10 protein-coding genes are annotated in these 12,291 nt (G+C 66.8%); 6 read left to right on the top strand and 4 right to left on the bottom strand.

The features are described 5' to 3' along the window. The first annotated feature begins 126 nt into the window (after positions 1-126). Both gatC and gatA read left to right on the top strand, forming a co-directional pair. Positions 127-453, top strand: a complete 327-nt coding sequence (gene gatC / locus KF838_13070; protein ID QYK47711.1) for an Asp-tRNA(Asn)/Glu-tRNA(Gln) amidotransferase subunit GatC — start codon at positions 127-129, stop codon at positions 451-453. Then, the gene (gene gatA / locus KF838_13075; protein QYK47712.1) at positions 450-1,955 is read left to right on the top strand and encodes an Asp-tRNA(Asn)/Glu-tRNA(Gln) amidotransferase subunit GatA; all 1,506 of its coding nucleotides are present in this window, start codon (positions 450-452) and stop codon (positions 1,953-1,955) included. Before gatC ends, gatA begins: the two co-directional genes overlap by 4 nt. A 25-nt stretch (positions 1,956-1,980) precedes the next feature. On the opposite strand, the gene KF838_13080 is transcribed toward gatA, so the two are convergent. Together KF838_13080 and KF838_13085 are read right to left on the bottom strand one after the other, a co-directional pair. Next, positions 1,981-3,633 (bottom strand): CPBP family intramembrane metalloprotease, encoded by a 1,653-nt coding sequence (locus KF838_13080; protein ID QYK47713.1) that lies wholly within the window; start codon positions 3,631-3,633, stop codon positions 1,981-1,983. Between the two features lie 336 nt (positions 3,634-3,969). After that, positions 3,970-5,109 (bottom strand): hypothetical protein, encoded by a 1,140-nt coding sequence (locus KF838_13085; protein QYK47714.1) that lies wholly within the window; start codon positions 5,107-5,109, stop codon positions 3,970-3,972. Between the two features lie 320 nt (positions 5,110-5,429). On the opposite strand from KF838_13085, the gene tnpA reads away from it, so the two are divergent. Further along, positions 5,430-5,876 (top strand): IS200/IS605 family transposase, encoded by a 447-nt coding sequence (gene tnpA / locus KF838_13090; GenBank protein ID QYK47715.1) that lies wholly within the window; start codon positions 5,430-5,432, stop codon positions 5,874-5,876. A gap of 778 nt (positions 5,877-6,654) precedes the next feature. Here the strand turns inward: tnpA and KF838_13095 are convergent. Further along, the gene (locus KF838_13095; GenBank protein QYK47716.1) at positions 6,655-7,173 is read right to left on the bottom strand and encodes a hypothetical protein; all 519 of its coding nucleotides are present in this window, start codon (positions 7,171-7,173) and stop codon (positions 6,655-6,657) included. 371 nt (positions 7,174-7,544) lie between these two features. On the opposite strand from KF838_13095, the gene rplM reads away from it, so the two are divergent. From rplM to KF838_13110, 3 genes are all read left to right on the top strand, one after another. Next, positions 7,545-7,979, top strand: coding sequence for a 50S ribosomal protein L13 (gene rplM / locus KF838_13100; GenBank protein ID QYK49839.1), 435 nt, complete (start codon positions 7,545-7,547; stop codon positions 7,977-7,979). Positions 7,980-8,041: 62 nt separating this feature from the next. Continuing rightward, complete coding sequence (gene rpsI, locus KF838_13105; GenBank protein QYK47717.1) at positions 8,042-8,560, top strand: 30S ribosomal protein S9; 519 nt, start codon at positions 8,042-8,044, stop codon at positions 8,558-8,560. Positions 8,561-8,696: 136 nt separating this feature from the next. After that, the gene (locus KF838_13110) at positions 8,697-9,485 is read left to right on the top strand and encodes a hypothetical protein (GenBank protein QYK47718.1); all 789 of its coding nucleotides are present in this window, start codon (positions 8,697-8,699) and stop codon (positions 9,483-9,485) included. Between the two features lie 21 nt (positions 9,486-9,506). Here the strand turns inward: KF838_13110 and KF838_13115 are convergent, their stop codons facing one another. Further along, the gene (locus KF838_13115) at positions 9,507-12,041 is read right to left on the bottom strand and encodes a BamA/TamA family outer membrane protein (GenBank protein QYK47719.1); all 2,535 of its coding nucleotides are present in this window, start codon (positions 12,039-12,041) and stop codon (positions 9,507-9,509) included. Positions 12,042-12,291 lie beyond the last annotated feature (250 nt).

Raw genomic sequence — 12,291 nt, forward strand, 5'->3', positions numbered from 1 at the left:
CGAGAACCGCGACACCGCATGTGGGATAAGTGTACATGATCCCGATGTGTGGTCTGGCACCAATCTGCATCCCGCCCGGTGCCGCACGCCTTACGCCCCCTCCGCCGCCCGCCCATACCCTGTCACATGCCCGCCGACCCATCTCTCCCCGGCCCTCTCTCCGCTGCGGCCGTCCGCAAGGTTGCATCCCTCGCGCGCCTCGCCATCACCGACGATCAGGTCGCGCTCTACCAGCACCAACTCTCCGACGTTCTGAACTACATCGAGCGGCTCCGAACGCTCGATCTCGAAGGCGTCGAGCCGCTGACGCACGCCGGTGACACGCTCAACCGCATGCGCGACGACGAGGTCGGCCCCATGCTCACCAACGCCGATGCCATGGCCCTCGCGCCCGAGTCCACCGGGCCGTTCATCAAAGTTCCCAAGGTCATCGGCGATGGGGGTGGCGCGTGACGCCCCCACCGAGCGATCCCGCTCCGCCGCCCCCGTCCGCCGCGTCGCTCGCCGCCCGCATCCGCGCCGGCGAACTCACCGCCGTCGCAGCCACACAGCACACGCTCGCGCAGCTCGACGCCCTCGGGCCCGCGCTCAACTGCTTCATCGACACGTTCCCCGAGGAGTCCCTCGCCCGCGCTGCCGCCATCGACAAGGCCCGCGCCGACGGAGCACCACTCGGCCCGCTCGCCGGCGTCCCCATCGCGCTCAAGGACAACATGTGCCTTGCGTGGGGCCGCACCACCTGCGCCAGCAAGATGCTCGCCGACTACCGCTCTCCCTACACGCTTACTGCCGGCCAGCGCCTCATCGATGCCGGCGCGATCATCGTCGGCAAGACGAACATGGACGAGTTCGCTATGGGCTCCAGCGGCGAGTCCTCCTTCTTCGGCCCGACCAGGAACCCGCACGACCACGCCCGCGTACCCGGCGGCTCTTCCTCCGGCTCCGCCGCCGCCGTCGCTGCGGGCATCGTCCCCGTCGCCCTCGGCAGCGACACGGGCGGCTCCATCCGCCAGCCCGCCGGCCTCTCCGGCATCGTCGGCATGAAACCAACCTACGGACGCGTCAGCCGCTACGGCCTCGTCGCCTACGCCTCCTCCCTCGATCAGATCGGGCCCCTCGCGCGCACCGTCGAAGACTGTGCCCTTCTCCTTGAAACGATCTGCGGCGTCGATCCCGCCGACGGCACCACCGCCGACATGCCCGCCCCCGCGCTCCTGGCCACGCTCAACGACCCCATCGACCGACCCGTCATCGGTGTGCCCAAACAGGCCCACGACCCCCACAACCACCCCGGCGTCGTCAACGCCCTAGGCGATGCCATCGACACCTTCGTCCGGATGGGTGCCCGCATCGTCGAGGTCGATCTCGCGCACGTCGCCCACGGCATCGCGGCGTACTACCTCGTCGCCTCCGCCGAGGCCAGCTCCAACCTCGCCCGCTTCGACGGCGTCCGCTACGGCCATCGCGCCACCCTCCAGCCGGGCGACGGGCTGCTCGACCTCTACTGCAAATCGCGCTCCGAGGGGTTCGGCCCCGAGGTCCAGCGCCGCATCATGCTCGGCACCCACGCCCTCTCCAGCGGCTACGCCGACGCCTACTACAACACCGCCCTCAAGGTCCGCCGCCTCATCCGGCGCGACTACGACGCCGCGTTCGCGCCGAACGATCGCATGGGCACACCCGCGTGCGATGCGATCCTCATGCCCTCCAGCCCGAGCCCCGCGTTCAAGATCGGCGAGAAGACGGCCGATCCGCTCGCGATGTATCTCGAAGATGTCTACACCGTCACCGTCAACCTCGCCGGGCTCCCCGCGATCACCCTCCCCGGCACACCAACGACCGTCGAGGGCGTCTCGCTCCCCGTCGGCATGCAACTGATCGGCCGCGCCTTCGACGAGCCCCGCCTGCTCCGCATCGCGCGGATGCTCGAACTGGCGTGCGGCAACAGGCCGTGACGATCGAGCTGCGTCTCCCACGCTCTCACGCAACCTGGCCCACGAAGAAGAGCAGCACCGACATGATCGTTCCGTTGTGCAGCGCGTGCGCGACGATCGGCGCGATCAGCGATCCGCGCCACTCACGCATCAACGCGAAGTTGAAGCCCAGCGCGATCACGGGGAGCAGCAGCAGCGGCGAATAGCCGTGGATCAGCCCGAAAAAGAGCGCGGAGCAGACCGCCGCGACCAGCACACCCACCCGCGAGCGCAGGTGCCGATAGAGCCCGCCCCGGAAGATCGCCTCCTCCGTGAACGGCGCCCAGATCGTCGCGAGCATGAACAGCAGGATCGGCGCCAGCCCGCCGGATGTTGCGATGTCCAGGATCGGGTTGTGGGGCGTCTCGGGGGGCTCGCCCGCCGCTTGCCTGATCGCCGACTGCACCACCACGCCGATGAACACGATCGCGAACGCCGCCATCACGAGCGGCAGTCCCGCGAGATAGCAGAACACGCCCGCCAGCGCCTCGCGGATGATCCCCTTGCCCCGCGTCCAACCAAGACGCTGCGCGTGCTCCTTGAGCGAAACACCACGTAAGAGCGGCCAGAACGCCGCGAGCGCGACGGGCCACTGCGCGATCAGCCCGATCTGAAGAATCAGCCCCTCGTCCGCGTTCGGCCCCATGGCCGAAGCGACGATGCCCAGCCCGACCTTGAGCAGCAGGAACGCGACCATGAATGCCGCGAGCATCTCGATGTAGACGCTCCCGCCGGGCATGGGCGCGGCGAACGCGCGCCGTGCGCCGGGCCTCGACATGCGCACGATCGCGATGACCATGCAGACAAACGAGAGCGGGATCACAACCACGAGCGCGCCCGCAAAGACGAGCAGCGCGCCGACCAGCACCTCGCCCCCGCCGACCAGGCGGGCCCGCTCGGGGTCGCTCTCGGGTTTGCCGTAGGTCAGCGCGATCCGTCCGAGGCGTCCGTGGCGCGTGACGAGCCGCTCGCGCTCGTCCTGCGTGAGCGAGTCCGCGCTCACGGCCCCCGCGCTCGGCACACCCGCACCTCCGTAGATCGCGCGGAGCAGATCGATATCGCTCACCAACTCGTCCGCCGCTTCGGGTTCGAGCGCGGGCGCGCCGGATACACGATCGATCTCGATCTCTCCGCGAACCGCGTCGAGCCGCCTCATCGCCTCTTCTGCCCCGACAAGCTCCGCCGAAGCGATCGCCGCCCGCACACGCTCGACCATCGACTCGGGCGCGGCGCTCGCCGCCTGATCGATATGGCGGAGCATCTCCGATGAACTCCCGGCCTGCATGCTGTTGAACGCGCGCCCGGCCTTGATCATCATCGCGGTGACCATGACCTGCGGGTTGCTGTCCGCGCTCGGGGCCGACGCCTCTCCCGGCGGCGTCGCCGGCCCGCTGCACTGGTTCATCGCGATCGTGAGACAGAACAGCACAATCGCGACAAGCCACGCGATCCGCCCCGCGCCCGCAGAGCCAGGGTCGCGCGTGTCACGCCCTCCCGGGGGGGGAGGCGCGGCATCCTCAGAGCCACCGGAGGCGTCCCCCCCCGAACCCGCCGCGGCGTACGGATCGCGCACGCGCGGCGCGCCCGGTGTGGACCAAGGGTCACGCGGATCGATCTTGCTCCCCGCGCGCGGATCGAATGGGTCAGACGTGTTCGGCATGGGCAGAGGGTATCGGCCGGTCTGGCGTGGGAATACGAAGGGAACGCAGATGGGAATAGGGAGAAGGGGCAGAGGGGCGAAGGGACAGAGGGAGAAGAGGAAGAAGTCTCAACGCGGAGAGCCGCGGAGGGCACGAAGATCGCGAAGAAGAGGATTCACCACGGATCGCAGACCCGCATGGGCGGGGGGCCACGGTGGGCCACCGAGGTCAACTTCAACGCAGAGGGCGCGGAGGGATCAGAGGGGCGAAGAGAGTGAGGCAATGGGCAATGGGAAAGGCAAAGTAGACTCGCATGAGCGAGGGGCGCGGCGTTGAAAACCTGCGAGCGAGCATGCTCAGGACGTGCATGGAGCGGGTGGTGATTCGGTCGGTTCCGGCGGAACTTCAAGGAACGCAGCGACTTCGGGCGGGAAGAGTGCCATGAACTCCGGCGGGAGCGGTGCGTCTGCGTCAACGTCGGAGAGGTCGATGCCGCGTGAGGCGGCGAGTTGTTCGAGGTGGGCGTTCAGGTCGTCGAGGGAAGAGGGAGAAGAGAAAGCGTTCTCAACGCGGAGGGCCGCAGAGGACGCGGAGGAAGGCGGAGGAGAAGAGGGAGAAGGGGCAGAGGGAGAGGAGGAGGTCTCTACGCGGTAGTCCGCATCGTCCTTGAGGGACGATGCGGTGGGGAGGTCATGGAGAGCGCCCGCCGGGTGAACCGGCTGGCTTGGGAGTGGAGAGGCGGAAGAAGAAGGAGAAGGGGAGGTCCGATCGCTGGCGCTGGCGGTTCCGGAGGCGGCGGTGGAGGTCGAATCACCGCTCTGGAGAGCGGTGCCACCGGGAGAAGAGGTCCGCTCACGTGTGTTCGTGGTTCGGGAAGGTGAGCGCGATTCATCGAGCACTGGTTCCGGTTCGCTGTGCTGACCGGGAACCAGTGGCACCCGAACGGAGTGGACGCGCGCGAGGGCGAGGTGTGCGGCGTCGATGGGGACGATGCGTGAGAGGCGGTAGAGGTGGTACGCGGCCTTGCGGGCGCGCTCGGAAGCGCGGATGTAGTCGAGGTCGCTGAGGTGGGTTGCGGGATCGGGCTTGGAGCGCGCGAGGGCGTGGAAGTCGTCGAGGATGCGGACGAGCACTCGCACGGCGGAGGAGAGGTTGAGGGATGAGGCGAGGCGCGTGTGCGTGCTTGCGCCGGTCTCCATCTCGCGGACGCGGGCCTGGATGTCGGGACGCGCGAGCCAGATGGTGAGCGCGGCGAGGGAGATGTTGAACTGACGCGCGACGGAGTTGAGGGAGCATTCGGGATCGGCGAGGGCGATGAGGAGTGACTCAGTGACGGAGTGACTGAGTGACGGAGTGGAGGAAGAGGACGCGGAGAGGGAATGGGAAATGGGCGATGGAGAAGAGCAGGCATCACCGCTCTGGAGAACGGCGCCACCGGGAGGGCTGCCCGCAGGGCCGGCGTGATCGGAGCGAGATGTCGCGGTGTGAGCGACCATGCGTCGAAGATACGCGGTGCGCGAGCGGATGCAAGGTGGCGCGTGCGCGAAATCGGGCTCTCACTGACAGACGTTTGTCAGTGAGAGGTGCAGATTTTTGGGAATGTGGGGGAGGGGTGAGGGGTGGAGCGATCAGGGCCGAGGCGTTCCGCCGCGGAGCGGCGAGTTGTGGTAGCCAGGGGTCAGTGAGGGGCGAAGCCCCGAGCGCAACCCCTGGAGAGCGGAGACGACTCACAGTTGTTCGCTCTTCATTGATCGCCCCGGCAGGGGCACGCGGTGAGCGCCTTGGGATCGGGTATGCTGTGGCGCGGGAGGATCTCATGCCGAGCACATGGTCACAGGTTCTGCTGCACATTGTTTTTTCGACCAAGAGCCGCACGCCGTGGATCGGGGCGGAGGGCGCGGATGATCTGTATGGCTTTATCGGCGGGATTGTGCGCGATGAGGGCGGCGTGCTGCTCGCGATCGGCGGCATGCCGGATCACATCCACATGTTGGTGCGGTGGGGGACGGAGGAGTCGATCTCTGTTCTGGTTCGCCATGTGAAGACGCGGTCGTCGCGATGGATGCATGAGTCGCGCGGCGTGAAGCCATTCGCGTGGCAGGTGGGGTACGGCGTGTTCTCGGTGAGCCAGTCGCAGGCGGGCGTGGTGAAGGCGTACATCAAGAGTCAGGCGGAGCACCATGCGAAGTGGTCATTCCGGGAGGAGTTGGTTGCGCTGCTGAAGGCGCATGGCGTGGAGTTTGAAGATCAGTATGTTGACTGAGGTTTGAGGGTTCAGCGTGCCCCTGCCGGGGCGAGGAGGAAAAGAGGAGGAGTGGTTGGTGGTGTCGCTTTCCAGGGGTTTGCTTGTCCCTTCGGGACTGCGCGGCACCCCTGGCTACCGCAGCACGCTGCTCCGCAGCGGGAGAGCGCCAACTCTACGAAGTCGTGGCAGCGACCGCAGCACAGCCGCTGGCAACCGCAGCACGCTGCTCCGGAGCGGGAGACGTGAGGCCTCCGCGCTCGGATCTCTACGGATCGTTTCCAAGCAGTCGGTTCTCGGTACTGATGTGGTTACTGGAGCGAGGCGTTTGAGGTGGCCGCGTGCCCCTGCCGGGGCGGGGAGGAAAAGAGGAGGAGTGGTTGGTGGTGTCGCTTTCCAGGGGTTTGCTTGTCCCTTCGGGACTGCGCGGCACCCCTGGCTACCGCAGCACGCTGCTCCGCAGCGGAAGAGCGTCAACTCTACGAAGTCGTGGCAGCGACCGCAGCACAGCCGCGGGCAACCGCAGCACGCTGCTCCACAGCGGGAGAGCGACAACTCCGTGGAGTCCCGGCTGGGAACTGCAGCACGCTGCTCCGCAGCGGGAGAGCGTCAACTCTACGAAGTCGTGGCAGCGACCGCAGCACGGCCTGCTGGGCCGGAGGAGGAGGGGCAGACAGGACTGGTGGTGTCGCTTTCCAGAGGTTGCGCGGTGCCTGACCGTGGGGGCGGGACGCGCTGACTTCTGGCAACCGCAGCACGCAGCTCCGCAGCGGAAGACGAGACGGAGATCCGTCGGGTCTCAGGGGTATGACGTGGAGCCGGTTCTCAGTTGTAAGGGCGTTCCACATTCGGGGCAGCGGTCGGCGGGGAGGCCGGTGAGGCAGTAGCCGCAGTGGTCGCAGGTGGTGTGCGGGTCGCGTCGGCGCGTGAACGCGAGGGAGTAGATGAGATAGCCAGCGCTCGCGGCGAAGACGTAGGCCGCGAGTTGGACACCATCTCCCAGTTGACCTGGGTAATGGATGCTTGGTGAACGGAACCCGGGATGGATGACTGGTGAAAGAAACTTGGGTCTGAACGGCCCCAGGCCAAAGCGCAGACCGGGACCCGGCCCATACTCAAAGGCCGGACTCGAAATCATCGAAGTGTTGCGAACGCAAACACCTACCCGTCCGGCATAGACCACCACCGTCACACGCTGATTGGGCGAGGTCCAATCGACGTTCACACAGACGGTCAGGACGCAGAGCAGGCACACCAGAGTGGCGGCGATGATTCGCGCTCTCCTGAGGTCCCTTGATTGTCCGCACTTCCGACGCATGTGCTGCTCCAGCCGCGGGATAGCGTTCAGGGTACTGCAAACCGGAGGGGCGTCGAGGTTTGACCCCGGGATTGGACCACCCCTCCCCGAGGGTCTACTGTTCTCTCCCCATGGGTCGGACGGAGTCCGGCTTCTGGGGCGTTCGGGTTGAGGCGGCCGCATTCCGGCAGCGGCCTTCTCCCGGGCGAAGAGCACACAAGTCTGCCGGCTTCATGGAAGGCCGGCCCGCCCCGCCCGGCAGGCGGCGAACCGAACCCCCATCCGTGCGGGCGAAGTGGCATCCGCCGTCGCTCTCCCGGAGTCAGGGCCTTCCCGGCCCGTGGGCAAGACCCGTTTATCGCCGGAAGCGTCCGGCGGAGGCAGATCCGATGATGCGTCGTCAGACATACATGGCAAAGAACGGCGAGGTGCCCCGCACCTGGCGTGTTGTCGATGCCGAGGGGCAGTCGCTCGGTCGGCTCGCCGTTGAGGTGGCCACCGTCCTCATGGGCAAGCACCGCCCCGAGTACACCCCCCACGTCTTCAGCGGCGATCCCGTCGTCGTCACCAACGCCTCGAAGGTTGTCCTGACCGGCAAGAAGGCGCAGCAGAAGGTCCGCAAGCACTACACCGGCTACATCAGCGGCCTGAAGACCGAGACCTACGAGTCGGTCATGCAGCGGCGCCCCGAGACGCTGATCGAGGACGCGGTTCGGCGCATGCTCCCCAAGAACCGTCTTGGCCGGGTCATGATGAAGAACCTGAAGGTGTACAGCGGCACCGATCATCCCTATGCCGACAAGGGTCTGAAGGCGTTGAACGCCTGAGCGTCACACACGAACGAATCACCAGCACGCCCTGTCGGGCGTGAAGAGGAACGGAAGCGTCCATGAGCACGATCACGAATCCGAACATCGCGGGCCTGAGCACTGTCGCGTCGCCCGCCGCGCCCGCTCCGGTGGAGCGTCCTCTCCGCACCGCAGTTCCCGCGGACAAGCACGGATGGTGGTGGGGGACCGGTCGTCGCAAGACGGCGATCGCCCGCTGCCGCATGAAGGCCGCGAAAGAGGGACAGGGGACCGTCAAGGTTCAGGTGACGGACAAGCGTTTCAAGGCGATCGAAGAGTACTTCTGCGAGTTCCGCGACCGCGCGGACGCGACCTCTCCGCTCACGGTGACCAAGACCACCGGAAAGTTCGACATCGTTCTTCGCATGTCGGGCGGCGGCTTCATGGGCCAGGCCCAGGCGGCCCGGCTCGCGATCGCCCGCGCCCTGCGCGATTACGACCCCACCCTTGAGGGTGCGCTCCGCGAGCACGGCATGCTGACCCGCGACGCACGCGAGGTCGAGCGTAAGAAGTACGGCCTGGCCGGCGCCCGCCGTCGCTTCCAGTTCTCCAAGCGTTGATTTCCTGGTGGCACCGCTCTCCAGAGCGGTGTCTTTCAGAACACCCCGATGCCCGTGCGATCTCGCGCGGGCATCGTTTCATTTCGGGGGGCGTCGCGTCGGTGTGTTGCCGGTCTCCCTTACCATTCGCCCCGTGATGTCAGACCCGCTCCATGCTCAGTCGCTCCACGCCAGGGCCCGGCGTGTGCGCCGCTTGAGGCGGTGGGCGGTGGGTGTGGGTCTTGGGGTGGCGGCGGCGATCACGGTGGGGTGGATCGTGGTGGGGTCGATGCTGCGTGCCGCGCCGCCGTGGTGGAGGCAGGTGCGCCTGCAGGAGCAGCGGACGCACGAGATCGCGACGGAGGTGGAGAACGCGATCGGGACGCATCTGCATCTGGCGCGTGAGGGGCGACGCGAGGCGGATGGTGTATGGCGGAGCGAGGCGTGGGGCGTGTCGATTCCGTCGTCGGATGCGAACGCGTGGCTGAACGCGCGGCTGCCGAAGTGGCTGGAGACGATGGACGCGGGGTTTGAGTTGTCTCGGCTGGTCTCGGAGGTTCAGGTGGAGTTCCGCGATGGACGGATCTCGATCGGCGGCGCGTCGGCGGGATCGGGTGAGGGTGGGGGTCAGGGTGGTGGGGAGAGGCGCATCTTCTGGGCATCGGCGAGCGCGTCGGTCGAGCCGGGCGGCGCGCTGGTGGTGTTGCTCGATCGGGTGTATGTGGGGCGGCTGCCGATCTCGCGCGGGATCTTGCTGCAGGTGATGGAGCGGACGGGGTTGGGGAAGGGTGACGGGGCGGAGACGTGGAAGGACCTGCTGCGGGGGCGCGAGGTGCGGGTCGAGCCGGTGATGAAGCTGGAGGATGGGCGTCGGGTGCGCGTGAAGGGGCTGCGTGCCCGCGAGGGGAAGTTAGAGGTGATGTGCGTGACGGAGCATGGGGGGTGAGTCGCGGCGTCTGAACGCGCATCAGAACGGCAGGTCGATGGAGAAGGAGAAGAGTCGTTCTTCGTCGCCATCGGCCTTGATGATGGGGAAGCCGAAGTCGAAGGCGAGATCGAAGGGTGAGAGCTGGGGGATGTAGAGGCGGACGCCGAGGCCGACGGCGACGCGGTAGTCGTCGAAGCCGGGGTCGATGAGGACGGTGCCGCTGTCGACGAAGCCGACCACGGAGATCATGTCGCCGAAGATGGGCTGTTTGACCTCGGCTCCGGCGAAGAAGGACCAGAGGCCGCCGACGGGGTCGTCGGAGGGTTGTCCGTTGTCGTTGCGGATGCCTTTGGGGGAGACGGTGCGGAAGTCGAATCCGCGGAAGGAGCGGCCTCCGAGGTAGTAGCGTTCGTAGACGGGGACGTCTTCGCGGCTCTGGGGGATGTAGTTCGCGGCGAGGTTGAGCGAGAGGATGGTCTTTCGTCCGAGTGCATCCTCGTGGATCTTGAAGAAGGTGGTGTAGTCGGCTCCGACTTTGGTGAAGTCGTAGTCGCCTCCGAGGAGGCCGACCTGTTCGGCGGAGAGGACGATGCGCGTGCCCTTGGAGGGCCTGAAGATGTTGTCGTAGGTGGAGCGTGTGAGACTGAAGCCGATGCCGCTGATGTATGCCTGGTCGGCGAACTCGAAGACCTCGGTGGGCTGGTCTTCGTCGATGTCGGAGAGTTCGACGGATTCGAGGCGCATGCTGAGGTTTCCGGTCCAGCGCGTGCCGAAGCGTCGGCCGAAGCCGATGCGTGTTCCGTAGCGTTCCTCGTCGTAGTCGCGGAAGTCGCGGTCGCGGTAGTAGGCGGAGATGGAGGCGGAGTAGTCGGAGTCGAAGATGGCGGGGTCGGAGAGCGAGATCGAGTAGGTCTGGACCTCGGTGCCGGGGAGGGCCTCGATGCGGAAGGTCTGTCCCGCGCCGCGGAAGGCGCGTCCGCTGAAAAACTCGCTGGCGGTGTCGGGGGTGTCGAAGAGATCGAAGTTTCGCTGGGTGAGGGAGATGCTGCCGGCGACGCCGGAGTCGGAGCTGGTGACGACGCCGAAGCCGAGGGCTCCGGTGTTGGTCTCGGTGACTTCGACGAGCACGTCGCGGTAGGCGGGGTCGGCGCGGTCGGGTCGCTGGGGCGTGACCTTCACCGGGTTGGAGAGTCCGTCGAACACGCGCGTGTTGGTGATGAGGCGCTGGGATTCATCGATGGCGACCGTGTTGAGCGGCCTGTCGGGCTTGATCTCCATGTTGCGGAGGACGACGTTGCCCTTGGTGAGATCGTTGCCCTGGATCTCGATGATGCCGGTCTTGTAGCGAGATCCTTCTGCGATGGTGAGGAGCAGATCGACCTCGGGGCTGTCTGTGGAGCGGGGGTCGTAGCGGCGGATGCGGGCCTCGGTGTAGCCCATCTGGCCGTACGCGCTGCGGATCGAGTCGACGGACTCATTGATCTTCCGGACGGAGTAGGCGTCGCCGGGTTTGACGGACATGTGGGCGATGATCTGGTCGGGGGGCATGAGCCCGTCGGAGGTGACGAGCCAGCCGCGGGGGCGGAAGGGATCCTGCACGACGCGTTCGAGCGGTCCGAGGTCGGCGATGGCTTCCTGTTCGGAATCGAATTCGCGCGAGCGTTCGACGTAGAGGACGCGGACGTTTCTGAGTGTGTAGAGGCGTCCTTCGGAGATGACGAAGGTGACGATGGCCTCGCGGCCGTTGGGGGCGATGCGGATGCTGGGTGCGACTTCGACGTCGAGATAGCCGCGGTCGCGGTAGAACTCGACGAGTGCGCGGGTGTCGGCGTCGAGCTGGTCGTCGTCGATGGCTCCGGTGCGGAAGATGGGGAAGGAGGGTCGGGTCTTGACGGCGGAGCCGAGCTCGCTGGGTGTGAAGGAGATGTTTCCTTCGTAGCGGATCTCGGCGGCGCGGACGCGTTCGCCTTCTCGGATGCGGAAGAGGACGATGCCCTGTTCTTCGAGTTCGCGCTCGTCCCACGTGGCCTGGACGAGGTAGTAGCCCTTCTTGCGGTACATGTCCTCGATGCGGCGTGCGGCGCGGTCGAGGACGAGCGAATCGACCGGGGTGCCGACGACGGCCTCGACCTGTTCGGCGATTTTGGAGTCGGGGAACTTGGTGTTGCCGACGGCCTGGACGTCTTTGACGATGGGCTGCGGGATGACGTCATAGGAGACGATCACGCTGCCATCTTCCATGAGTTGGGCGCGGGTCTCGATGCGCCGGAAACGTCCGAGGCGGTTGAGTCGGGAGATGTCTTCGGTGGCGGTCTGCTGGCGGTAGGGGCGGCCTCTTTGGAGGCGGATGTTGGCGCGGACGAGACGCTCGAGGTCGGCGTCGAGGGTTTCTTCGACACGGGCCCCGTCTTTGATGGTGGGGCGGGTGACGCGGATCTCGCGGATGGGGCGGCCGTCGTAGGCACCCGGTTCGGCGGCGACGTTCTGGGCATCGGCGCGCAGAGCGATCGGGGCGATGGGGAGCCCGGAGACGATCGGCAGGATGGAGAGCCCGAAGATCCGGGCGGCGCGCATCTTCACAGAGCGGGGACAATAGCCATCCAGACCCGAACCCACAAACACAGCACAGACGGAACGGGCGGGCCAGAGTCTTGATGAGCGATGCAAAGCAAGCCCCGGTCTCGGGTTGTGGCGCTCGGCCGCCTGGCGGCGGGGGCGTTTCGATGCGCCTGAATCCGGATGAGAGCCGTTGTGTGGATGGTGTGTGTGTATCTGGCGGGGTTGCGTGCTGACCCTCAAGGACCTACCGTTTCGACCCCCGGCA

It is taken from the genome of Phycisphaeraceae bacterium, from assembly GCA_019454185.1.
GTDB lineage: Bacteria > Planctomycetota > Phycisphaerae > Phycisphaerales > UBA1924 > JAHBWV01.

Coding starts and splice junctions, on each gene's coding strand:
- gatC (QYK47711.1), top strand. CDS start 127: ATGCCCGCCGACCCATCTCTCCCCGGCCCTCTCTCCGCTGCGGCCGTC.
- KF838_13080 (QYK47713.1), bottom strand. CDS start 3,633: ATGCCGAACACGTCTGACCCATTCGATCCGCGCGCGGGGAGCAAGATC.
- KF838_13085 (QYK47714.1), bottom strand. CDS start 5,109: ATGGTCGCTCACACCGCGACATCTCGCTCCGATCACGCCGGCCCTGCG.
- tnpA (QYK47715.1), top strand. CDS start 5,430: ATGCCGAGCACATGGTCACAGGTTCTGCTGCACATTGTTTTTTCGACC.
- KF838_13095 (QYK47716.1), bottom strand. CDS start 7,173: ATGCGTCGGAAGTGCGGACAATCAAGGGACCTCAGGAGAGCGCGAATC.
- rplM (QYK49839.1), top strand. CDS start 7,545: ATGCGTCGTCAGACATACATGGCAAAGAACGGCGAGGTGCCCCGCACC.
- rpsI (QYK47717.1), top strand. CDS start 8,042: ATGAGCACGATCACGAATCCGAACATCGCGGGCCTGAGCACTGTCGCG.
- KF838_13110 (QYK47718.1), top strand. CDS start 8,697: ATGTCAGACCCGCTCCATGCTCAGTCGCTCCACGCCAGGGCCCGGCGT.
- KF838_13115 (QYK47719.1), bottom strand. CDS start 12,041: ATGCGCGCCGCCCGGATCTTCGGGCTCTCCATCCTGCCGATCGTCTCC.